Here is a 22794-nt window from a genome sequence, read left to right as displayed (position 1 = left end):
AAGGTATGATTCTCTTTAATTTTAGGGGGATTATTTATGAAAAAGAAAAGGGCAGCAGCTTTAAAATATGAAAATGGATACAGTGCTCCAATAGTTACAGCTACAGGTATGGGATATATTGCAGATAAGATAATTGAAAAGGCTGAAGAAAAAAATATACCAATAGTATATGATCAAGAATTAGCAAATTTGCTAACTAGTGTAGATGTAGGGGATTCAATACCCTTCGAATTATATGATGCTGTAGCTAAAGTAATAGCATATGTAGTTGATATAGATGAAATGATAGACAGAGGGTGACTATATGGCAATTTATGCAATTTCCGATTTTCATTTGGCTTTTACTACTGAAAAGCCTATGGATGTATTTGGAGAAAAATGGTTTAAACATGAAGAAAAAATAAAACATAATTGGATTAATACAATAAGTAATGATGATACTGTGCTTATAGCTGGAGATATATCTTGGTCTATGAAAATAGATGAAAGTATTATGGATTTAGAGTGGATTCACAAGCTTCCAGGGAAGAAAATATTTGTGAAAGGAAACCATGATTATTGGTGGAATGGTATAAGTAAATTAAATAATTTATATGAGGATATGAACTTTATACAAAACAATCATTTTTCCTATGGAGAATACGCTATATGTGGAACAAGAGGATGGATATGTCCTGGTGGAGAAAAGTTTACAGAACATGATGAAAAGATATACAAAAGAGAATTAATAAGACTAAGACTTTCTTTGAATTCAGCAGTGAAAGAAGGGTTTAATAAATTTATTGTTATGCTTCATTATCCCCCAACCTATGATAGAAGAGAAGAGTCAGGATTTATTGATATACTCAAAGAATACAATGTAGAAAAGGTAATTTATGGACACTTACATGGTATTCCAAAGGAAAAGGTTTTTCAAGGGAATTTAGGAGGAATAGAATATATTTTAACTTCTTGTGATTATTTAGATTTTATGCCTACAAAAATATTATAGTTTTTGTAGGATAATTTATTGACAACTATATTCAAAAATCGTAATATATAAATATATTGATGGAGGTAATTGAAACATGGATAATCATAATATAAAAGATTTTAACGAGAGAGCAGAGTTATTAAAGGTATTAGCTCACCCTGTTAGATTATGTATAGTTAAAGGTTTAATAGAAAATGGAAAATGTAATGTAACACATATGCAAAATTGTCTTGATATGCCCCAATCAACAATATCACAGCATTTACAGAAACTAAGAACTGCTGGAATTATACAGGGAGAAAGAAATGGACTAGAGATAAATTATAGTATTTGTAATGAGGTAACAATAAAATTAATCCAATCCCTATTTGAGGAATAAAATTTTATGGAGGGTAGAGTATGGATAAAAAAGTTGTAATAGTAGGTGGAGTGGCAGGAGGTGCTTCTGCAGCGGCAAGACTTAGAAGACTGAATGAATCTATAGAAATTATAATGTTTGAAAAGGGAGAATATATATCTTTTGCTAATTGTGGTTTACCTTATCATATAGGAGAAACCATAAAGGAAAGGGAAAATCTCATATTACAAACACCAGAAGAAATGGGAAAGAAATTTAATATTGATATAAGAGTAGAAAGCGAAGTAATAGAAATAGATACTAAGAATAAAAAGGTGAAGGTAAATAGTAAGGAGAAAGGAATATATGAAGAGACATATGATTATTTAATTCTATCTCCTGGAGCAAAGCCAATAAGGCCAGCTATTGAAGGGATTGAGAGCAAGAAAATATTTACTTTAAGAAACATACCTGATATGGATAGAATAAAGTGCTATGTGGATAGTGAAAAAGTAAAGAGTGCAGTGGTCATAGGTGGAGGATATATTGGAGTAGAGATGGCTGAAAACTTAATCCATAAAGGAGTTGCAACAACCTTAGTAGAGGCGGCCCCACATATTTTAGCTCCTTTTGATTCAGATATGGTTACTTATGCAGAAAAAGAACTTGAAGATAATGGTGTGTCCTTAATATTAAATGATGGTGTTAAAGGTTTTAAAGACAATGATGAAAGTATAGAAGTAGAATTAAATAGTGGACACATATTACATGCTCATATGATTGTACTAGCTATAGGGGTTAAACCCGATACTGAATTTATAAAAAATAGCGGCATAGAATTAGGGGTGAAGGGACATATTCTAGTAAATGAAAATATGGAAACTAATCTTTCTAATGTGTATGCAGTAGGAGATGCTATAGAAGTTACAGATTTTATAAATAATAAAAAAACTGCTATACCTCTTGCAGGGCCAGCAAATAAGCAGGGAAGAATAGCTGCTGACAATGTGTGTGGAATAGGTTCAAAATACAAGGGAACTCAAGGAACTTCAATAATTAAAGTCTTTGATTTAACAGCTGCCAGCACAGGAAATAATGAAAGAATGCTTAAAAATCTGAATATAGATTATAAAGTAGTTTATGTTCATCCACAATCCCATGCTTCATATTATCCTGGTGCAATCCCAATGTGTATAAAGGTAATATTCAATGATAAAGGTAAAATATTAGGGGCCCAGGGTTGCGGATATGATGGTGTTGATAAGAGAATAGATGTTATAGCAACTGCTGTTAGATTTGGTGGTACAATTTATGATTTAGAGGAACTAGAACTTTCCTATGCACCACCTTATTCATCAGCTAAAGACCCAGTAAATATGACAGGATTTTTAGCCGAAAATATGCTAGAAAATATAGTAGAAATGATATCGGTAGAAGAGTTAGATAATAGAGATAAGAGTAGAAGTATACTTCTAGATGTTAGAACAGAGTTAGAATACTCTGGTGGGAAATTAGAAGGTTCTGTCAATATTCCACTACAAGAGTTAAGAAGCAAATTGAATAAAATAGATAAAGACAAAGAGATAATAGTATACTGCCAAATAGGTTTAAGAGGATACATAGCCTATAGGATATTGAAAGCCAGCGGGTTCAATGTAAAAAACCTGAATGGAGGATACAAAACTTATACTATGAGTAAGTTTATCCCAAAAAAAGTTGAAGGAAAAATTTCTAATAGTCCACAAGAAGGAGATAAAGAAGCTATGGATAAAGTGGATAAAGAAATAGATATCTGTGGATTAAGTTGCCCTGGGCCTTTGATGCAAGTAAGTAAGACCGTAGAATTCATGGAAGATGGAGAAATTTTAAAAGCTAAAGCCTCTGATCCAGGATTTTTTGGAGATATAAAGGCTTGGTGCCAAAGGACTAACAATGAATTAATAGACTTAAAGAAGGAAAAGGGGATAATTGCAGCTACTATAAGAAAAGGAAATGTAGATAAACTTAGGAATAGTGATATAGCAATCACTTCTAATGAAAAGGACAACAAGACTATTGTAGTATTTAGTGGAGATTTAGATAAAGCAATTGCCTCTTTTATAATAGCTAACGGTGCAGCATCAATGGGCAAGAAGGTGACTATGTTCTTTACATTTTGGGGGTTAAATATATTAAGGAAGCCAGAAAAAATAAAGGTGAAAAAAGGATTCATGGATAAAATGTTTGCAGCCATGATGCCAAGAGGAAGTGAAAGATTAAAGCTTTCTAATATGAATATGATGGGCATGGGATCTAAAATGATAAGAAAAGTAATGAAGGATAAAAATATAACTTCATTAGAAGAGCTTATAAAGGCTGCTATAGATAATGGAATAAACATAGTAGCTTGTCAAATGTCTATGGATGTCATGGGATTGAAAAAAGAAGAGTTAATAGATGGAGTAGAAATAGGAGGAGTTGGATACTACTTAGGAGAAGCGGAGGACTCAAATGTAAACCTATTTATTTAAGTTAGAATTGATAATGAAGATTTGACAGTTATTAGAAAAGGTTGTCCCGCAAGGATAACCTTTTTGATAACTGTCAATTGTGAGCTTTTAATTAGAAAAGTACTATTTACTAAATAGCCTAGAAAAAATACCTTTTTTAGAATCTTCTTCAATATCAGCAGCAGTTTCCTCCACTGCTTCATGGGATTGTTCAGCTTCTTGTTCTTCTTTTATTAAATCCTTACCATCTCTAGCTAATTCTTTTAATTTTTGAGAGACACCAGGAGTTGTGATAACTTGGCTATACCAAAGCAATGCGTTATCATATTCTCCAATCCTTCTATGAAGTTCTCCTATAAGATACATTACTATAAATTTATTCATTCCATAAACGGGGAAAAATTCATTGAAAAAAGTATTATTAAATCCCTCTAAAGCTTGCCTTAAGAAGGTTATCTCGTTTTCTTCATCTTTTAGTAGCCTATACATCCATGCAAGCTTCAGACAAGTTAATGCTTTTTTACTTGACTTTGAATCTATTACAGCATAGTTTAATAATGCTAGTTTATACCTTTCAATAGCTATGTTCTCATCATAATTTTCGGGATATTCTCTAGATTTCCATCTTGATTTAATTACTTTTTCGATTTTTTTAATTTCAGGTTCTTTAAGGTTTTCAAAGTCTACTTTTAAAGCAGCGTATCCACAGCTATTGCATAGCCAAACATCATAGAAATAAGGATTAATAGTAAGATATCTTATAAAGAAGTCTGAGTCTCTCTTACCAATTCTATAGTGGGAAGACTTTACTGACTTTGCTTTAAAAGCATATCCACATACAGGACATATTACCGACTTATTATATAAAGGAGAGTTTATTGAAGATTTTTTATCATCCTTTTCTTCATCATCTGTATCTTTATATATTTTTATATCCTCTATATCCTCAAATCCAAGTTTTTCCAAACCTGAAAAAATATTGTTGTTCATATAATTCAACCTCTAATTCTTATTTTATTAATATAAAGACATTATATCAAAAAATAAGAAAAAATGTATTATTTATTCTTTCTTAATGTATTATAATAATAAATGAAGAAACTTAAGAAGGGGGATATTTATGGCTATAAGAGAATGGAAAACTTTTCTAATACCATATGAGCAGGCTGTAGAAGAATTAAAAGTAAAATTTAGAAGTATAAGAACAGAATTTAGAAGAAAAAATGAATATTCACCTGTGGAGTTTGTAACTGGTAGAGTAAAAGAAATATCTAGCATTTTAGAAAAGGCTAATAAATTTAATATACCCTTAGATAGAATAGAATATGAAATGGAAGATATAGCTGGCATTAGAGTAATGTGTCAATTCGTAGATGATGTAGAGAGAGTTGTTAGTATAATGAGGCAAAGAAGCGATTTGCAAATTATGTATGAAAAAGATTATGTAACCAATGTTAAAGGTAGTGGGTATAGAAGCTATCATGTAATAATAAAATATCCTGTAAATATGGCTGAAGGAACAAAAGAAATATTAGCAGAGTTTCAAATTAGAACATTAGCTATGAACTTTTGGGCTACAATTGAACATTCACTAAATTATAAGTATAAACATGACATACCTTTGGAAATAAAACATAAGCTTAAAGGTGCCGCAGACGCAGCTTTTCAACTAGATCAGCAAATGTTAGAAATAAAAGATGAGATTAAAGATGCGCAAAAGTTATTTGAAATAAAGTCAAATATAGTTTCGAATGTTATGGATAATATACTTACTCTATCATCTATTGGAAAATCAGCAGAGTCTTTAAGGTATCAAACTCAATTAAACAAATTAATAGAAGAAGGAGAAGTATTTGAATTAAACAATTTACTAAGGTCCACAGAGAAAACCTTAGAAATATATAGATAAATATAGTATATAAATAAATGCAGTATATAAATAAATATAGCATATATAAAAATCTAGAGATGAAAATTTTCTAGATTTTTATTTTTTGTTACTATATTATAGAAAGTAGACCTATTTATTAAAAAATCCTTAAAATTATCTATTATTAGCAAATTCTATATATTTTTACGTATTATTAATGTAAAATATGAATAGGTATACTAGGAGGTGAGAATATATTTGGAAAGTATAATTGAATTGAATAATGTACGAAAAGTTTACAGAATGGGAGACGAAAAAATAATTGCTCTAGATGATATTAACCTTAAAGTATATGCTGGAGAAGTTTTATGTCTTTTAGGGACTTCTGGATCTGGTAAAAGTACTTTATTAAACATGATGGCTGGCTTAGAAAAACCAACTAAGGGAGAAATTATTATAAAAAATAATCATATTGAAAAAATGAGCGAAGACCATCTAGCGATGTTTAGACAGAAATACATAGGATTTGTGTTTCAGTCTTATAATTTATTACCTACTTTTTCTGCATTAGAAAATGTAACTCTACCTTTGATATTTAGAAATGCAAGTAAAGCTCAAAGAGAGAATAGCGCAAAAAAAATGCTAGAGGCGGTAGGGTTAGAAAAAAGGCTTTATCATAAACCATCTCAGATGAGCGGAGGGCAACAACAGAGGGTGAGTATAGCAAGAGCTTTTGTAAATAATCCTAACATAGTTTTTGCGGACGAGCCTACAGGAAACCTTGATACAAAAACAACCTTAGAAATAATGGACCTAATTAAAGGTATGGCTAAACAACATAATCAAACACTGATCATAGTAACTCATGATGTAGAAATATCCTCTTATGCAGACAGAATTGTCTATATAAGAGACGGTAATATAGAAAAAATAATAAATAATAAAAATATAGAAGTTAAGGGAGAAGCATAAGAATGAAAAAGTTTTTTGTCTTTTTACTAACAGTAATGTTAATGTTTTCAGGAAATTCATTTCCAGTTTCTGCGGCGGGAGAAACAGAAAGGTATATGCCAAGATTAAACATAATGAATAAGGACATTTCAACTATAGAAGCCGGAAAAGTTGCTGAAATAAAGTTTACTGTAAAGAATAACAGCGGATATTCAGCTTACAACATATTAATAACACCTGAATTTGGAGACGCCGATAATAACCCATTTACTTTTGAAGATTTGGTATTCAACAAGAATATTGATTCTCTTTTAGGAAATAATTCAGCAGACGTTAGCTTTAAAATTAGAGTAAATTCAGATGCGGCAGAAAAAAATTATCCGATAAAAATAAAATATGAGTTTACTAATGCGTATGGAGATTCTAAGACTGAATCTGAGACAATCTATGTAAAAGTAAGAAATACCAATACACCAGCTAGATTAGTGGTAGAAAAAATAGAAACTGATCCTGGAAATATAACAGCGGGACAAACGTTTACAGCATATTTCTATATTAGAAATAAAGGTAATGTGGAAGCAAGAGACGTAAAATATACTCTAGAAGGATTAGGGGGATCATTTACAATTGCCAGTGGTTCAAATATAAACTATTTTGGGGCAATAAGTGGAGAAGGTTATACATATGTAAAATATCAGCTAAAAGCTGCTAGCAATATTTCTAATGGTACACATCCATTAAAACTTAAAATGAATTATAAAGATCCACAGAACAAAGCTATTGAAGAGACCCATGAAGTTTACCTTAATGTAGGAGGAAGTGGTGGCTTATATGATTTAAAAGTTCAAAATATTAGCTATCCTACTAATGGTGTTTCTACTAATCAAGATATAAATATCGGTTTTGACTTAAAAAATGAAGGAAAAGGAAAAATATCTAATGTAAAGGTTACTTTAGATAGTGCTGACGAAGCTGTAGTTCCTAAGTCCACTAAAATTCAAAAAGTTGCAAATTTAGAACCTGGAAAATCAGTAAGACTAAACTACGTGTTCTTTGCAACTTCTGAAGCTAAAACTAAAAATTATCCTATTAGCATCACTGTAGAATTTGATGAGTCAAATGATGTTAAGGTTCCTACTGATGGAAACTCACCTGCTCCAGTTTCAAATAATAAGATAGTTCAATATGTAGGTGTGCTTGTCAACGGTGGGGATTCCAGTAAAGCAGTGCCAAAGCTTATAATTGATAAATATAATTTTGAACCTAAAATAGTAAGAGCAGGACAGGATTTTGACGTTAGTCTATCTTTCTTCAATACAAATTCAAATAAAACAGTTAAGAATATAAAAATATTTTTAACTGTAGATGAAAAGACTGAACAGAGTGGAAGTGTATTTAGTCCTGTTAATAGCAGTAATACATTTTATATAGATGAAATTCCAGCAAAGGGAAGAGTAGAAAAAAGTCTTAAAATGTTTACAGTTCCTGATGCTAAACCAAAAACTTACACTATGACAGCAAAATTTGAGTATGAAGACGAGAATGGGGAAAAATATGAAGCAACAGAACTTATAGGAGTGCCTGTAGTTCAACAGACTAAACTAGAAGTAGGAAATATAGAATTGCCGCCACAAGGATATGTAGGACAACCAATCCCAGTTATGGCTCAGTTCTATAATAAAGGTAAGGTTACTTTAACTAATGTAATGATAAAATTAGAAGGTGATTTCGATAAAGAAAACGGAGATTATTTCTTAGGCGATTTTAATTCAGGAAGTTCAGAAAGTTACGATGGTAGTATTATTCCAAGTGAAACAGGAGAATTAAAAGGAACATTAGTATTTTCTTATGACGATAGTGCAGGAGAACAAGTAGAGGTAAAAAAAGATTTTACTATAAATGTAGTAGATGCTCCACCGATGGAACCAGGAATGGACAATATGTCTCCTGAAATGAATAAAGGAGGGAAGAAAGGTAAATTAATTTGGGGTGGAGTAATAATTATTGCTGCAGGTGCAGGATTTGTTTTCTGGAAGAAAAATAAGAAAAAGAAAGGTATGACCTTAGATGAATAGTTTAGACATTATTAGAATGGGGTTGAAAAATCTATGGCGTAGAAAGTTAAGAACTTTCCTAACCGTCCTAGGAGTAATTATAGGTACAAGCTCCATAATCACTATGCTTTCTTTAGGATTTGGTATGAGTGATAGTTTTCAGAAGGAAATAAGTAATATAGGAAGTCTAAACACTATTAATGTTATGGAAGACTATGGTATGGGTGCACAAGGTGGCGGAACCTTAAATAAGAGAAAGGTTTATTTAGATGATAAGGCCATAAAGGAATTAAGCGAAGTAGAGGGAGTAGAAGTAGTAACTCCACTGATGGACTTGAACATGAAAATAAAGACAGGAAAATACTCAGCATATGTGAATTTAAGAGGTATTGATCCTGAAACTATGGAGGCCTTTGATTTTAAACTTGAAGATGGAAAATATCTTAAAAAAAATGATACTCTTAATGTAATTTTTGGAGGATCTATAAAGCATTACTTCTATGATGAAAAAAGAACTGGTGGTAGCTTTAAGGAACCAAATATAAAACCATTAAAAGATAAATTTACCATGAATTATAATATTTACGATGAAAATGGAAAAGAAAAAACTCCAAAAGAACCTATGAAAATAAATGTAGCGGGAGTTCTTAAAGAAGGAGATTATCAAAAGGACGGCTATGTTTATATGAACATAAGCCAAGTTGAAAAACTAAAAAAAGAGCAACAGAAATTAGACGGAAATAGAAGTAGACAAAACGGTAATAACAAAAATAAATATAGTCAAATACTAGTTAAAGTAAAGGATGTTAAACAAGTAGCTGAAATACAGAAAAAAATTAAAGATATGGGCTACGAGGCGTATAGCTTAAATGATATGCTTGAATCCTTAAATAAAGTGTCACTGACTATACAGGGAGTATTAGGAGGAATAGGAGCAGTATCTTTACTAGTTGCAGCAATAGGTATAACCAATACAATGATAATGTCAATATATGAAAGAACTAGGGAGATTGGGGTTATGAAGGTTATTGGTGCTCAAATAAAAGATATAAAAAGAATATTCCTTTTCGAAGCCGGAACTATTGGACTTTTAGGAGGATTCATGGGTATAGGAATAAGTTATGGTCTCTCTGCTATAATTAACTTTCTTGCGGGTAATATGAATATGCTTGGTTTTGGTGGAGGTCCAGCAACAGATACCAAGTTATCCATCATTCCTATATGGTTAGTTTTTGCATCTTTAGCATTTACAACTTTGGTAGGAATAATGTCTGGATACTACCCAGCTAAGAGAGCAACTAAACTAAGTGCTTTAGAAGCTATTAAGACGGAGTAAAAATACTAAGTATTTTTTAAGTGAAGAGTTAAAAGTCAAAAATGAAAAATAAACGAGGGAATTTTGCATTGCAAAATTCCTTTTGTTTTTTAGTAATATCAATTTATATTTAATCTTGGCTAAAATCTGATCTGATCATTAAGTATATAAAAAAGACTGCTGATAAATTTGCTTTTATACAAATTTATCAGCAGTCTTTATAATAGTAGAAATTCTACCTTTGATAAAATTTCATCATTAATTCTTAAATTTTCATTATTAACTCTTCACTGTATAAAGGTTTATTTAACAACTATATTTACAAGTCTTCCTTTTATAACAATTACTTTCATTAAATCTTTTCCAGCTATATTTTTTTGTGTGTCTGGAGAAGCTAGTGCAGCTAATTTAATTTCATCTTCAGAAAGTCCAGAAGGAACATTAATTCTTCCTTTAACTTTGCCGTTGATTTGAATTGCTATTTCAACTTCATCTTTAATTAATGCACTTTCATTAAATACTGGCCATTTTTCGTTGAATACAGAAAATGGCATATCTAAAAGATTCCATTGCTCTTCGCTGAAATGAGGAGCAAAAGGAGCAAGTAATTTTATAAAATCTATTAAGCACTCTTTTAAGAAAGTAGGATTTTTACTTTCTTCATTAATGTATTTAGATAATGCATTTGTATATTCCATAATTCTTGCTATACAAGTATTAAACTGCATTTTATCCATATCTTCAGTAATAGCTTTAATTGAGGAGTGTCTTACAAAATTCAATTCTTTTTCTAATTTATCCATAGAATTTTTACCGTTCGTAGCATTATTAATATAGTCTCTGCTAGAGTCTAATATTCTCTCCACTCTATCAATAAATCTACCTATGGATTTTATTCCATCGTCACTCCAAGCTCCACCTTCAGTGTAATCAAAACCAAACATTAAATACATTCTAAATACATCGGAGCCAAATTCTTTAATATAGTCATCAGGTGAAATAGTATTCCCCTTTGATTTACTCATCTTAAGTCCGTCTGGCCCAAGTATTAAGCCCTGATGAGTTAAAGACAAGAATGGTTCATCAAAGTTTAAATATCCCATATCTCTTAGAGCTTTATTGATAAATCTAGCATAAAGAAGATGCATACAAGCATGCTCTGGACCACCAACATATTTATCAACAGGGAGAATTTTATTTATTATATCTGTATTGAATGCTTCTTTATCATTCATATTGTCTGCATATCTTAAGTAATACCAAGATGAACAAACAAATGTATCAAGAGTATCAGCTTCTCTTTTCGCTGGGGCACCACAATGTGGACAAGTAGTGTTTATAAAATCTTCGCACTTAGCTAAAGGTGACTTACCATCAGGTGTAAATTCAACCTCATATGGAAGTTTAACAGGAAGTTGATCCTCTGGAATTGGTACAATTCCGCATTTATCACAATATACTACTGGAATAGGTGCTCCCCAATATCTTTGTCTGGATACTAACCAGTCTCTTAATCTGTAGTTTATTTTTTTAGTTCCATGGCTGTCTTTTTCTAATTTGGCTATTATAGCATCTCTTCCTTCTTCAGAGTTCATGCCATCGAATTCACCGCTATTTACCATAATCCCATGGTCAACATAAGGAAGACTTTCTCCACCTTTAATAACTCTCTCTATTGGAAGTTCATATTTAGTTGCAAAAGCAAAGTCTCTTTCATCATGAGCAGGAACAGCCATTACAGCACCGGTACCATAAGTAGCTAATACATAATCTGCAACCCAAACAGGAACCTCTCTTCCGTTTATAGGATTTATAGCATAGGCACCTGTAAATACGCCAGTTTTTTCTCTTGTTATAGATTGTCTTTCAATTTCAGATTGTTTCTTTGTATCTTCTTTATAAGCCTCTACGTCTTTTTTATACTGTTCTGTTGTAATTTTATCTACTAATGGGTTCTCAGGAGCTAATACTACATAAGTAACTCCAAATAATGTATCTGCTCTAGTGGTGAATACGTCAAAGGAAAGATCTGAATCAGCCATTTTAAAGGTTACTTCAGCTCCTATAGATTTTCCTATCCAATGCTTTTGCATTGCCTTAGTTTTTTCAGGCCAATCTAATTCATCAAGTTTTTGTAGTAATTCTTCTGAGTAATCAGTAATTTTAAAGAACCATTGAGTCAAATCTTTCTTAGTAACTTCACTAGAACATCTTTCACATTCACCATCTAATACCTGCTCATTAGCAAGAACGGTATTACAGCTAGGGCACCAGTTAACAGGTGCGTTCTTTCTATATGCCAATCCTTTTTCATATAGCTTTAAGAACAACCATTGAGTCCATTTGTAATAATCTTCATTACAGGTGATTACTTCATTTTCCCAATTAAACATAGCTCCCATAGCTTTTAATTGTTTTTCCATTGTTGCGATGTTTTTTACAGTAGAATCCTTTGGATGTATTCCAGTTTTTATTGCGTAATTCTCTGCTGGAAGTCCAAAGGCGTCAAAACCCATAGGTTGGAATATATTATATCCTTGCATTCGTTTAAATCTTGCCCAAGAGTCTACTGGGCCATAGTTGAACCAATGACCGGCATGAAGATTACTACCTGATGGATATGAGAACATTTCAAGCACATATAATTTTTCGCCACTTTTGTCTTTATCAAATTTATAAAGTTTAGATTCCTCCCATTCCTCTTGCCATTTAGTATCAATGCGAGTTCCGTAATTTCCCATATTTATCGCTCCTTTTCATTTTGTTATATTGTGTCCATTTCAAATAAAAAAACCTTCATCTCCAAAGAGACGAAGGTATGCTTCGCGGTACCACTCTAATTAAAACCTAGATGAGGTTTTCACTCGAAATTTATAACGGAAAAACCGTATTTGCCTTTAGGGCAAATAAACTCCCAGGCGAGTTCGCTTTTTATCACTGCTACTTTTCACCAGCCAATAGCTCTCTTAAAGTGAATCAAAAACTACTACTCCTGTTCACAGTTTCGAATATTGATTTATATAATTCTATAATACTATTAAAGTAATGTCAAGAATGTATTGGATATAAAATAAAACTCTTGATCTCTCAAGAGTTTTATGGCTGCCCATGCTGGATTCGAACCAACACAATGCCTGCTCCAGAGGCAGGTGCCTTACCGTTTGGCTAATGGGCATCAGTTATTTTGTCAATATCGACATTTACTATTATATCAAAATATAATATACTGTCAACTGTTTTTAATAAAAAAATCTGAAACCTTATGTATGAAAAGCGTTAAAGTATAATCGTATAAAAAAAATGATAATACAACTAAAATTATGAGTACAGGTAGTGGAAAAGGGAAATTACTTAAGTTATTAATAGGGAAAATAGTTGAGAAAGCAAAAAAAGCTAAAGAGAGACATAGGATAAAAAATATAAATTTAAGTATTAACTCTATAAGTAAATTATCTATTTTTTCTATTAATAATTTTATTAAGCCGTATACACCAAAAAATACTATATATAAAAAAACAGAAGATTTAAAGCCTATGAGTAATAAAATTAACAAAGAAGTACTTAAGTATATACCTATACCAGTTTTAACGCTAGTACTGATTACTGCTAAAGGAATTAAACTAGAAGCTACCACCAATAAAAAGAGTTTATTTGTTGGAGCAATGCTACTTATATATACTAAAATTACTCCTAGGGAAGTAAGAATACCGCCTCTAGTTAAGTAAGAAGTTTTCATATATAATACCCCCAGTTATACTATATTAACAGCAGCTTATTATATCTCCACCACAACAACATTCGCAACAACAATCTAAAAAGTATAAAGTAGCGCAAAAATTACACAGTTCTGAATCACGTCCATATCTGCTGTTATGATATGGCTGCCTATAGGTGTTATTCATATTATTTATCCTATTAAATGTATCTCTATATTCTGTATTTCTAGGATCCATACTACATGCTGTTCTAAGATAGTTGTTAGCAGCATCGTACCATCCTTTTTTTAGATTTATTATTCCCATTAAGTAGTTCCATTCTGCATTTCTTAAAGATATTCTTGAAAGTTTTTCTTCAGCTTCATGAAGTTTTCCTAATTGTATATCCATTCTTATGGAATGAAAGTTTACAGCATCATTTCTCTGGTGGCTATAATTATCATTGGAATTATTGTTGTTATTATTATAATTATTGTTGTAACTATTATAGTCATTAGTATTTTTCATAAGATAATCATATGCTTCATTTATTTCACGCATCTTCTCTTCAGCTAAATTTTTTAAAGGATTATCACCATATTGATCTGGGTGATATTTTTTTGCCAGCTCTCTATATGCTTTTTTTATATCTTCTTTAGAAGATCCCTCTCTAACTCCTAATATCTCATATGGATTTCCCATTATATATTCCACTCCTTTTAAAAACTTTATCCATTTTTTCCATAAGTCCAAATTGAAGTATATTGTATAAAAGTTCTTCATTTTTTTTAATCGGAAGCTGTTTAGTGTAATAAAGACATTGTCTTGCACAAAAGGTTAGTATAAAGTCAATTCTATTTTTTATATCTAATTTAAACTCTTCAAAGGGTTTATTTTCTTTATTAAAGGCAGAATTTATAGCATTAAATTTATTATGCAATATATCTTTTTCTAAGTCATCCCAAGCGTCTATAATATAAATCCATTTACCTAAATTATATCCTAAATTATAAAGAGTATCGGAGACTTCATCCTTATCAGTTATATATGATGAAAGTATATATGCTGTTAAATGGGCAAAAGGATGGCTTAATTCATCTATAGAGCAGTGAATTCCTTGCCTTTCTAGTACATATAATTCATTAAGGGTCTTCTCAATATAATCTAACTTATCTTTATCATTATCTTTATCAATATATTTTTTTAAAACTAAAGTAAGCATTTTACTTTTTAGGGAATTATCATCATTTACATTATCTATTAACTTAAAATAGGCCAAAACTACATTGCAGAAAGCTGCATACTTTAAAGGTTTATTTTCTAAAAGTACTAATTTTTTTTTCAATGGATGAACCATACAATGTTGTAATTCATAAGAAGGATGGGATTCATCAATTGAGTGTAGTAATATAGCTAAAAATGTCATATCATAATTCAAAACAAATCTAGGTACATTACCAAAATTATTTTTAATAGCTTTGCAAAGGCCACAATAATAGGATTTAAATTTTTCATAATCTTTAAATTTTAATTCCATTTTACAAGGTGTTACATATCCAAACATAATTAAATTCCCTTATTATTAAATATTTCGATTAGTTCGTATATACTTTTAGATGTTGTATCCTCTATTTTATACCCAAGCATTAGAACAACCTCTTCAAGTTCTTTTTCGTTAGGAGATTCAACTTCAATATAGGGAAAAGGACAAAAGGATTTATCGTTAATGTCTATTTCTACTAATGAATTTTTATACTTATAACTTTCTCTGTATTTTTTTATACTTTGAGTTAATTCTAAACCTAATGATTTAAATATCATTTCTCCTTCAATAGGATCAGATATAATTACTTCATTTTCTTCCATAATTTTAAATCTTTCATCGCTTAGTAATTTTTTTACTGTCATATAGTATTTGTATTTTTTATTTAATAAATCTTCTACTATCCTAATTCTTGCATATCCTTGTTGTTTTAAAAGATCTTTGTTTTTAAAATCAAAAAGATTATTTATCTGGTTTTCTTCTTTAACTTTTTCACAATTTAATTCTTTTAATTTTCTTCTAATATAGTTTAAATCTATATTAAGTATCTTAACCTCAAGTTCGTTCAAATATATCACTCCCATTTAATTGAGATTATAGCATATAAATTATTCCCTTGTACACTTAAAAAGTATATGCATTATTTACAAAATTAAAAGATAAATAATTGTTTTTTAAAAGGGTAAAATAAATACCGTAAGATATAAAAAATTATAAATGGGAGGTAAAAATATGAATACAGCCAACAAACAAATAGAAAGCAATAATTTAAAGGTTATATCAGATCAATTAAATTATGAGTGTCTTTTAAACAAAAAATTTAATTTGTATGCACAGTATTGTACAGATACTAAATTAAAAGATTTATGCAATCAAGCGGCTAATACCCATAAACAAAACTTTAATGATTTAAAGTCATACCTTGAGAGCCATCAGTAATAATTAAAAAATTAGGAGGGAATCTTATGCATAATACACCAAATTTAAGCGAAAAGGATTTAATGGATGACTTATTAGCTACAGAAAAACAAACAATTTCAGCATATAGTACGGGAATAACAGAAACATCTTGTCCAAATTTAAGAACAGTATTATTAAACAACTTTAAAAATGCAGAGAATACACAGTATCAGGTATTTGACGCTATGAAGCAAAAGGGATGGTATCAAACAAAGGATGCTCCAGACAATGAAGTTCAACAGATAAAATCAAAAACAACACAAATGCAACAAGAATTAAAATAATCATATAATTGCTAGGGAATTTTCATAAAAGAAAGTTCCCTAGTTTTTTTATATTACATACTTTTTAAGTTCGAATCTTGAAAAGGAGCATACAATTAAGTATCATAAATATTAATATGTCTATTAACTAGATAATAATTATTAAAGGGAAGTGGAAAACTTGCAATATATTAATGAAGTGAATATAAATGAGGCTGTTATACATATATTAGATAATAATGCAGATGAACCAGTATTAAATGAATGTAAATTAAATTTAAATGAAGAAATATATAACTTTTTATTAAAGCACATTGAAAAATGTCTAAAAGATGAGGAGTTAAAATATGCATTATTTAATGAAGAAAGAAATATAGTAAAAGAAATCAGTATGGAGTATTTGAATGGGCAAATGGATATAATTGAAACTTCTAAAGAAATAGGAAGACAGCTTTTTGTATTAATGCAATCCAATGTAAATATACCTTCTGGAGATTTAATAGTAGTATCATTGTCTACAGAGCAGGGGCCTCTTTTAGGCATAATAAAAATGGATTATGTAAAGAATTATACCCATAGCGTTAACTTTGTGGAGAATAAAATTGGTATAGAAATTGTCCCAGAAGTGACAGGACTTCCTTCGAGCGCTCAGAGGATACAGAAATGTGCTTTTATAAAGCCCATACTTGAAGAGGATGATTTTCATTTATATGTAATAGATAAACAAAAGAAAAAGGATGATGAAGAGTATGGTGCTAACTATTTTATTAGTAAATTTTTAGGCTGCACTATAATTGATAATAAAAGAGATTTAACAAAAAAATTCCTTGTAGCTACAGAAAAATGGACAAGAACAAATGTAAAAGAAAATGCAGAAGAGGCTGAAAAAATTAGAAGCAGTGTAAGAAAGAAATTAAAGGAAGAGGAAGATTTAGATGTTTACCAGGTATCACAAGACATATTTGGAGACAATAAAGAAACTCAATCTAATTATATGAATTATATTTATTCAGAGGGAGTTAAAGAAAAAATAGAGGTAGACAAGGATTGGGTTGAGAAAAAATATAAAAGAACCAGACTTAAAATCGATAGGGATATAGATTTATATATAAATGAAGAGGCTTATACTGATGTTAATAAGTTTCAAATTCAAAGAAATGGGGATGGAACCATAAACATTGTTATAAAAAATATTATTAATTATATTGAGAAATAACTTCATTCGTGAGTTAAGAGTGAAGATTGAAGAATGAAGAGTAGAGGATGAGATTCCCTTGCAGGGAATCCTTAAATTATAAATAAAAGGGATTTTAGCTTTGCTAAAATCCCATCAATTATTTTTAACTTTTAATTTTTGATTTTTCACTTAGATTAAAGTGTATTTGAAGAACCTAAAACATTTTTAATTTTATTTTTAACTAATTCTTGGATTGATTCTCTTGCGGCACCTAAATATTTTCTAGGATCTATTTCCTTTGGATTTTCAGCCATAATTCTTCTAACAGATGCTGTCATTGCAAGTCTTAAATCTGTATCCATGTTAATTTTACATACTGCCATAGAAGCAGCTTTTCTTAACATTTCATTTGGAACTCCTTTAGCTCCTCCTATTTCACCACCATATTCATTACACATAGCAACGTACTTCTGTTCAACGGAAGATGCACCATGTAATACTATTGGAAAGTTTTTAATACCATCTGCTTCAAGTTTTTCAGTTATAGATTCAAGTCTTTCAAAATCAAGCTTAGCTTCTCCTTTAAACTTATAAGCACCGTGGCTTGTTCCTATAGCTATTGCTAAAGAATCCACTCCTGTTCTTTTTACGAAGTCTACAGCTTGATCTGGATCTGTGTAAGTAGCCTCATGACTAGCAACTTTTACATCGTCTTCTACTCCAGCTAATTTTCCAAGTTCTGCTTCTACAACAACGCCTTTGCTATGAGCATATTCTACTACTTCTTTAGTTAGTCTAACATTTTCTTCGTAATCATAATGAGAACCATCAAACATAACTGAGGTAAATCCAGTATCTATAGCTAGTTTAACCTGTTCCATATTTGCTCCATGATCTAAATGAAGAGCTATATCTATTCCTGTGTCTTCAATAGCGGCATCTACCATATGTTTTAAATACTTAGGACCAGCATATTTAAGAGCTCCAGAAGAAACCTGAAGAATTACAGGAGAATTCTCTTCTTTCGCTGCATTAACCACCGCTTGAATTATTTCCATATTGTTAATGTTGAAAGCACCTATAGCATAATTCCCTTTAAAGGCCTTCTCAAACATGTCTTTTGTTGTTACTAAAGCCATAATATCCCACCTTCTAATTATTTTTTATTGTTCAACCGTATTAAATCTATTATAAATCATAATATTAAAATTTGCCAGAACCATGGGGGCGATAATGGTAAATCTACAATATGTTTTGGTAACTAATTTTCTCCAAATCTAAAGTGTGTTGAAAGAAAAATTTAATAACATAAAGACTTGCCATAGATTCTTCTTTATTATTGTACTTAACATATTGTGTCAATTTATTTAATTCACTATTTATGTTATCTATTTCATTATGATTTAAAAAAATGTATAATTTATTACAGTCTTTATACCACTTTTCAGATATCTCATTAATCAATAAATTAGAATTTCCCCAATCTTCTTTTTCTATGGATTGTTCTAATTTAGAATTCAAATTATCTAAATCGCCATATATTCTGTCTAGTGCATTTAAGGAGAATATCATTCCTAGTACCATGCAGAAAAATATAAAAAACGAAATAAACACATTTCTCATAAATATTCACCCTTTAAAATTATTTTTTTGACCTTTTTTGAAAATATAATTTACCATGAGAATCAATTAAAACAATAAAGGCTTCTTTAAAGCTTTTTATACCATTTTTATTTAGATTTTTTTCTAACCAATTTGTATTTTTCCCTAAGGATTTAAGATTTTTATGATTTATTTTTCCATCTAGTATGAGAGTAATTGGTAAACTATCTTGAGAAGTTTTTATGTTCAGATCCTCTTTAGTAGGTGGAGTTAAACTTGTTTTAGGTATTATAGATAGTTGACCGCTGGTTTCTAGTATTGCATACTCTATATCCGAAAGATTATAATATCCATTTAATCTCAATTCCTCCATAAGATCATTTACATTAAACCTTTGATACCTTAATTCATTAATATCTATTTCGCCATTCTTTATCAATATACTTGGTGTTCCATTAATTAATTTTCTTATAAATTCACTCTTAAGTTGTAGTATAGCTAAAATAGTCTGTAACAAAACAAGAGTAATAATAGGTATTACTCCATGTATGATAGGAATTCTTGTATCTTGCATTGGTAGGGCTGCAAGTTCAGAAATCATTATGGTAATGGCTAATTCAAAAGGTTCTAATTGGCCTATTTGTTTTTTACCCATTAGTCTCATGGCTGCAATTACTAAAAAATATAATATTATAGTTCTAATCAACACTGTAAACAATCATATCACTCCCTGTAGATTATATTATTTGAATAAAACTCAAAAATATAACTTAGTAAGAGTTAATTTTGAAAAAAATCAGTATAATGAGTTATAATTATATTATATCGACTTGAAATGGGGGATAAATTTATGGAAAAAATACAATTAAAACTAAAAAGCGGAGAGAATATTCAAGTAGAAAAAGGAAGCTCTATTGCTGAGATAATAGATGAAAATTCTATGGAAAAGGATATACCAGTAGTTTTGGCCAAGGTCGGTGAAGATATTTGCGAATTAGCCCATATAATTGATGGTGAAAATAGCCTTGAACCATTAGATATTAGCAGTAATATAGGCATGAGAACCTATGCAAGAACACTGCAATTCGTGCTAATAAAGGCAGTACTTAATTTATTTCCAGAAGCGAGAATATCTATAGAACATTCCCTAAGTAAAGGGCTTTATTGCGAAGTTAGTAAAGATACGCCTCTTACTGAAGAGGACTTAAGAAAAGTCAAAGAGAGTATGAAGCAAATAATAGGAAGAAATTCTCGTATAAATAAAATTGCACTTGAAAGAGAAGAAGCTATAAAAATATTTGAAGATTACAAGATGGAGGATAAGGTTAGATTATTAAGACATGTAAGGGCAGATGAAGTAAAATTATATGAACTAGAGGGAAGATATGATTATTTTTATGGACCTATGGCATATTCAACAGGAGTGATAGAAGTTTTTGATTTAATGTATTATGAACCAGGATTTATATTAAGGTATCCTACAGAAAACAATCCTAAAGAAATATCAGAATTTGTAGAACATAAAAAACTAGCTAAAATATTTAAAGAAACTGAAGAGTGGGGGAAAATATTAGAGGTTGGAGATGTAGGTTCCTTAAATGATAAAGTTGAGAGCGGAGAAGTTTATAATATTATAAGAGTATCAGAAGCATTGCATGAAAAAAAGGCAGCTTATATAGCAGATATGATACATGAGAGAGAGGATGTTAAACTAGTTTTAATTGCAGGTCCATCCTCATCAGGAAAAACTACTTTTGCAAAAAGATTAGGAATACAATTAAGGGTTAACGGATTAATGCCAATTCCTTTAGGTTTAGACGATTATTTTATAGATAGAGAAAAAACACCTAAAGATGAGTTTGGAGAGTATGATTTTGAATCTATTAATGCCTTGGATTTAGAGCTATTTAATAAACATCTTATCTCTATATTAGAGGGAGAAGAGGTGGAAATGCCAAGTTATAATTTTATAACTGGAAAAAGAGAATGGCAAGGGCATAAAGTAAAACTTCCTGAAAATGGTGTGCTTATAGTAGAAGGAATACATGGATTAAACGAAATGTTAACTTCCTCCGTATCTACGAACAAAAAATTTAAGATTTATATAAGTGCTTTAACGCAATTAAATTTAGATGATCACAATAGAATAGCTACAACAGATGTAAGAATAATAAGAAGAATAGTAAGGGATTTCTTATTTAGAGGATATAGTGCTGAAGATACTTTAAATATGTGGCCTTCTATTAGACGAGGAGAAGAAAAAAATATATTTGTATTTCAAGAAAATGCTGATGTTATGTTTAATTCTACTTTAGTTTATGAGTTGTGTGTCTTAAGACAGTATGCATTAAAGGAACTAAACAAAGTTGCGCCTTCTAGTCCAATTTATCATGAAGCTTCCAGATTAAAGAGCTTTTTAAACTTTTTTAAGGATGTAGATGTAAAGCATGTACCTGATAATTCTATATTAAGAGAGTTTGTTGGAGGGAGTTATTTCAAATAGCATTATCAACAATAATAGGTAATAAAATTATATTTCTTTCCATATAGATAAATATAAATTAAGTTTTATATGTGGTGTGTAAAATGAATCATAGAAGAGTAGTGGAAGGGTATTATGGAGATATAAATAATTTAACTGAACTTCTAGCGAAGCTAGTTAATTCATATAGACTGCTTGTTGGAGGAGCGGGGGAATTAAATGGCATAGCATTAGCTAGAAAGAAAGACGTGCGAGATGCTATTGATAGGGCTAATGACCTAGGATGCGTCATTGATGAAATAATAGATGCTTTAGAACATTGTTCTTGTGAGTATACTAATTATTGCAGGATAAAAGGAGATGTAATTAAGTCTAAAGTTCACCTTAAGAATATACTAACAGAAATAGATGAGGAATTAAAATTAAAAGACTAACCTTATGAAAGAAGCAAAGGGTTAGTCTTTTATATTTTTAAATTAAACTTTTTTAAATTTTAATTTACTTACCATAAGATATGAGAATGTCACCACTAAAGTTATGGTAAGGACGGGACTCATAATTCTATCCATGGTAAGCAAGGAATAAAGAGCCATAAACATACCAGCTGCAGTAATAGGAACACCTGTAAAGGCGCCATCAAAAGCAGTTGTATTATACCTTGCCAATCTATAAGCTCCTGCTAATGGGAATACTAGAACTAAAAGATATCCTAATAAGCCAAGAGCAGAGAAATTATGCATATTAAAGACTAATATGGATGGAGCTACACCGAAGGAAACTAAGTCTGCAAGAGAATCAAGCTCCTTACCAAGGTCACTACTAACCTGTAAATATCTAGCAACTCTTCCATCATATCTATCCATCAATCCAGCTAATAATATGAATAAACAAGCATTTTTATAATTACCCTGAAAAGTCATCATTAAAGACAAAATACCACAACATAAATTACCAAAAGTAAATAAGTTTGGTAAAGCATTTTTTTGCATTAGATTATCACTCCTAAAAACTTTATACCTAATTATACTACATTATAACTTATTTTCGTTAAGTTTTTAGGTAAATTTAAGATATTTTTAATCT

Annotated in this window: 23 protein-coding genes, 1 tRNA gene and 1 other annotated feature; of the genes, 14 read left to right on the top strand and 10 right to left on the bottom strand. The window is 30.3% G+C overall.

Features of this window, described 5'->3' with window-relative positions; genetic code table 11:
* Positions 1-36: 36 nt before the first annotated feature.
* From RYO54_RS16205 to RYO54_RS16190, 4 genes are all read left to right on the top strand, one after another.
* Positions 37-300, top strand: a complete 264-nt coding sequence (locus tag RYO54_RS16205) for an EscU/YscU/HrcU family type III secretion system export apparatus switch protein (protein WP_315121077.1) — start codon at positions 37-39, stop codon at positions 298-300.
* 4 nt (positions 301-304) lie between these two features.
* Complete coding sequence (locus RYO54_RS16200) at positions 305-991, top strand: metallophosphoesterase (protein WP_315121075.1); 687 nt, start codon at positions 305-307, stop codon at positions 989-991.
* Positions 992-1067: 76 nt separating this feature from the next.
* Entirely contained in the window at positions 1068-1352 is a 285-nt protein-coding gene (locus RYO54_RS16195; RefSeq protein WP_315121073.1) for a metalloregulator ArsR/SmtB family transcription factor, read from the top strand.
* A 20-nt stretch (positions 1353-1372) separates the two neighbouring features.
* The gene (locus RYO54_RS16190; protein ID WP_315121071.1) at positions 1373-3820 is read left to right on the top strand and encodes a CoA-disulfide reductase; all 2448 of its coding nucleotides are present in this window, start codon (positions 1373-1375) and stop codon (positions 3818-3820) included.
* Positions 3821-3922: 102 nt separating this feature from the next.
* On the opposite strand, the gene RYO54_RS16185 is transcribed toward RYO54_RS16190, so the two are convergent.
* Complete coding sequence (locus RYO54_RS16185; RefSeq protein WP_315121068.1) at positions 3923-4789, bottom strand: DUF2225 domain-containing protein; 867 nt, start codon at positions 4787-4789, stop codon at positions 3923-3925.
* Between the two features lie 130 nt (positions 4790-4919).
* Here RYO54_RS16185 and RYO54_RS16180 point away from each other — a divergent pair, with 130 nt between their 5' ends.
* The 4 genes from RYO54_RS16180 (at position 4920) to RYO54_RS16165 (ending at position 10010) form a co-directional block, all read left to right on the top strand.
* Positions 4920-5708, top strand: coding sequence for a GTP pyrophosphokinase family protein (locus tag RYO54_RS16180; protein WP_315121065.1), 789 nt, complete (start codon positions 4920-4922; stop codon positions 5706-5708).
* 219 nt (positions 5709-5927) lie between these two features.
* Positions 5928-6641: an ABC transporter ATP-binding protein gene (locus tag RYO54_RS16175; protein WP_399549628.1), complete on the top strand. Its 714-nt coding sequence runs from the start codon at positions 5928-5930 to the stop codon at positions 6639-6641.
* Between the two features lie 2 nt (positions 6642-6643).
* Complete coding sequence (locus tag RYO54_RS16170; protein WP_315121063.1) at positions 6644-8695, top strand: CARDB domain-containing protein; 2052 nt, start codon at positions 6644-6646, stop codon at positions 8693-8695.
* Complete coding sequence (locus RYO54_RS16165; RefSeq protein WP_315121061.1) at positions 8688-10010, top strand: ABC transporter permease; 1323 nt, start codon at positions 8688-8690, stop codon at positions 10008-10010. The genes RYO54_RS16170 and RYO54_RS16165 overlap by 8 nt, the downstream gene beginning before the upstream one ends.
* 281 nt (positions 10011-10291) lie before the next feature.
* On the opposite strand, the gene leuS is transcribed toward RYO54_RS16165, so the two are convergent.
* Positions 10292-12730: a leucine--tRNA ligase gene (gene leuS, locus RYO54_RS16160; RefSeq protein WP_315121059.1), complete on the bottom strand. Its 2439-nt coding sequence runs from the start codon at positions 12728-12730 to the stop codon at positions 10292-10294.
* A gap of 62 nt (positions 12731-12792) precedes the next feature.
* Positions 12793-12998 (bottom strand) — a binding site (T-box leader).
* A gap of 90 nt (positions 12999-13088) precedes the next feature.
* A tRNA-Gln gene (locus RYO54_RS16155) sits at positions 13089-13164 on the bottom strand.
* A gap of 145 nt (positions 13165-13309) precedes the next feature.
* Between RYO54_RS16155 and RYO54_RS16150 the strand changes: the two genes are divergently transcribed.
* Entirely contained in the window at positions 13310-13714 is a 405-nt protein-coding gene (locus RYO54_RS16150; protein ID WP_315121057.1) for a hypothetical protein, read from the top strand.
* Between the two features lie 36 nt (positions 13715-13750).
* Here RYO54_RS16150 and RYO54_RS16145 read toward each other — a convergent pair whose 3' ends face one another.
* Genes RYO54_RS16145 through RYO54_RS16135 form a run of 3 tightly spaced genes read right to left on the bottom strand, consistent with a single transcriptional unit; the run spans position 13751 to position 15796 of the window.
* On the bottom strand, positions 13751-14386 hold the full coding sequence (locus tag RYO54_RS16145; protein WP_315121054.1) for a DnaJ domain-containing protein: 636 nt from the start codon (positions 14384-14386) through the stop codon (positions 13751-13753).
* A complete protein-coding gene (locus RYO54_RS16140; protein ID WP_315121051.1) occupies positions 14370-15248 on the bottom strand; it encodes a DUF5685 family protein in 879 nt (292 codons plus the stop codon). The genes RYO54_RS16145 and RYO54_RS16140 overlap by 17 nt, the downstream gene beginning before the upstream one ends.
* Positions 15249-15250: 2 nt before the next feature.
* Complete coding sequence (locus RYO54_RS16135) at positions 15251-15796, bottom strand: CYTH domain-containing protein (RefSeq protein WP_315121048.1); 546 nt, start codon at positions 15794-15796, stop codon at positions 15251-15253.
* A gap of 163 nt (positions 15797-15959) precedes the next feature.
* Between RYO54_RS16135 and RYO54_RS16130 the strand changes: the two genes are divergently transcribed.
* The 3 genes from RYO54_RS16130 to RYO54_RS16120 all read left to right on the top strand — a co-directional run bounded on the left by RYO54_RS16130 (position 15960) and on the right by RYO54_RS16120 (position 17666).
* On the top strand, positions 15960-16166 hold the full coding sequence (locus RYO54_RS16130; RefSeq protein ID WP_315121046.1) for a hypothetical protein: 207 nt from the start codon (positions 15960-15962) through the stop codon (positions 16164-16166).
* Positions 16167-16192: 26 nt separating this feature from the next.
* The gene (locus RYO54_RS16125) at positions 16193-16471 is read left to right on the top strand and encodes a spore coat protein (protein ID WP_315121042.1); all 279 of its coding nucleotides are present in this window, start codon (positions 16193-16195) and stop codon (positions 16469-16471) included.
* Between the two features lie 160 nt (positions 16472-16631).
* Positions 16632-17666 (top strand): nucleoid-associated protein, encoded by a 1035-nt coding sequence (locus RYO54_RS16120; RefSeq protein ID WP_315121040.1) that lies wholly within the window; start codon positions 16632-16634, stop codon positions 17664-17666.
* Between the two features lie 155 nt (positions 17667-17821).
* Here the strand turns inward: RYO54_RS16120 and fba are convergent, their stop codons facing one another.
* The 3 genes from fba to RYO54_RS16105 form a co-directional block, all read right to left on the bottom strand.
* Entirely contained in the window at positions 17822-18766 is a 945-nt protein-coding gene (gene fba / locus RYO54_RS16115; RefSeq protein WP_315121037.1) for a class II fructose-1,6-bisphosphate aldolase, read from the bottom strand.
* Positions 18767-18869: 103 nt separating this feature from the next.
* The gene (locus tag RYO54_RS16110) at positions 18870-19250 is read right to left on the bottom strand and encodes a DUF4363 family protein (protein WP_315121034.1); all 381 of its coding nucleotides are present in this window, start codon (positions 19248-19250) and stop codon (positions 18870-18872) included.
* Between the two features lie 19 nt (positions 19251-19269).
* Positions 19270-19947 (bottom strand): DUF421 domain-containing protein, encoded by a 678-nt coding sequence (locus tag RYO54_RS16105; RefSeq protein WP_315121032.1) that lies wholly within the window; start codon positions 19945-19947, stop codon positions 19270-19272.
* 132 nt (positions 19948-20079) lie between these two features.
* Here RYO54_RS16105 and RYO54_RS16100 point away from each other — a divergent pair, with 132 nt between their 5' ends.
* Positions 20080-21732 carry a nucleoside kinase gene (locus RYO54_RS16100; RefSeq protein ID WP_315121030.1) on the top strand — a complete coding sequence of 551 codons (1653 nt, stop codon included), beginning with the start codon at positions 20080-20082 and terminating at the stop codon, positions 21730-21732.
* A gap of 83 nt (positions 21733-21815) precedes the next feature.
* A complete protein-coding gene (locus RYO54_RS16095) occupies positions 21816-22145 on the top strand; it encodes a hypothetical protein (protein ID WP_315121027.1) in 330 nt (109 codons plus the stop codon).
* 42 nt (positions 22146-22187) lie between these two features.
* Here RYO54_RS16095 and pssA read toward each other — a convergent pair whose 3' ends face one another.
* A complete protein-coding gene (pssA, locus tag RYO54_RS16090; RefSeq protein WP_315121025.1) occupies positions 22188-22700 on the bottom strand; it encodes a CDP-diacylglycerol--serine O-phosphatidyltransferase in 513 nt (170 codons plus the stop codon).
* Positions 22701-22794: the final 94 nt, after the last annotated feature.

This window comes from uncultured Clostridium sp., assembly GCF_963515715.1.
Taxonomy (GTDB): domain Bacteria; phylum Bacillota; class Clostridia; order Clostridiales; family Clostridiaceae; genus Clostridium_AW.
The sequence above is the reverse complement of the archived record's forward strand: the minus strand, read 5'-3'. Positions and strand labels throughout refer to the sequence as shown.

Excerpts from the sequence above, each read along its gene's own strand:
- RYO54_RS16110 (WP_315121034.1), bottom strand. The coding sequence starts at position 19,250 with ATGAGAAATGTGTTTATTTCGTTTTTTATATTTTTCTGCATGGTACTA.
- RYO54_RS16190 (WP_315121071.1), top strand. The coding sequence starts at position 1,373 with ATGGATAAAAAAGTTGTAATAGTAGGTGGAGTGGCAGGAGGTGCTTCT.
- leuS (WP_315121059.1), bottom strand. The coding sequence starts at position 12,730 with ATGGGAAATTACGGAACTCGCATTGATACTAAATGGCAAGAGGAATGG.
- RYO54_RS16100 (WP_315121030.1), top strand. The coding sequence starts at position 20,080 with ATGGAAAAAATACAATTAAAACTAAAAAGCGGAGAGAATATTCAAGTA.
- pssA (WP_315121025.1), bottom strand. The coding sequence starts at position 22,700 with ATGCAAAAAAATGCTTTACCAAACTTATTTACTTTTGGTAATTTATGT.
- RYO54_RS16195 (WP_315121073.1), top strand. The coding sequence starts at position 1,068 with ATGGATAATCATAATATAAAAGATTTTAACGAGAGAGCAGAGTTATTA.
- RYO54_RS16185 (WP_315121068.1), bottom strand. The coding sequence starts at position 4,789 with ATGAACAACAATATTTTTTCAGGTTTGGAAAAACTTGGATTTGAGGAT.
- RYO54_RS16125 (WP_315121042.1), top strand. The coding sequence starts at position 16,193 with ATGCATAATACACCAAATTTAAGCGAAAAGGATTTAATGGATGACTTA.
- fba (WP_315121037.1), bottom strand. The coding sequence starts at position 18,766 with ATGGCTTTAGTAACAACAAAAGACATGTTTGAGAAGGCCTTTAAAGGG.
- RYO54_RS16095 (WP_315121027.1), top strand. The coding sequence starts at position 21,816 with ATGAATCATAGAAGAGTAGTGGAAGGGTATTATGGAGATATAAATAAT.
- RYO54_RS16140 (WP_315121051.1), bottom strand. The coding sequence starts at position 15,248 with ATGTTTGGATATGTAACACCTTGTAAAATGGAATTAAAATTTAAAGAT.
- RYO54_RS16180 (WP_315121065.1), top strand. The coding sequence starts at position 4,920 with ATGGCTATAAGAGAATGGAAAACTTTTCTAATACCATATGAGCAGGCT.
- RYO54_RS16165 (WP_315121061.1), top strand. The coding sequence starts at position 8,688 with ATGAATAGTTTAGACATTATTAGAATGGGGTTGAAAAATCTATGGCGT.
- RYO54_RS16200 (WP_315121075.1), top strand. The coding sequence starts at position 305 with ATGGCAATTTATGCAATTTCCGATTTTCATTTGGCTTTTACTACTGAA.
- RYO54_RS16145 (WP_315121054.1), bottom strand. The coding sequence starts at position 14,386 with ATGGGAAATCCATATGAGATATTAGGAGTTAGAGAGGGATCTTCTAAA.
- RYO54_RS16150 (WP_315121057.1), top strand. The coding sequence starts at position 13,310 with ATGAGTACAGGTAGTGGAAAAGGGAAATTACTTAAGTTATTAATAGGG.
- RYO54_RS16170 (WP_315121063.1), top strand. The coding sequence starts at position 6,644 with ATGAAAAAGTTTTTTGTCTTTTTACTAACAGTAATGTTAATGTTTTCA.
- RYO54_RS16205 (WP_315121077.1), top strand. The coding sequence starts at position 37 with ATGAAAAAGAAAAGGGCAGCAGCTTTAAAATATGAAAATGGATACAGT.
- RYO54_RS16130 (WP_315121046.1), top strand. The coding sequence starts at position 15,960 with ATGAATACAGCCAACAAACAAATAGAAAGCAATAATTTAAAGGTTATA.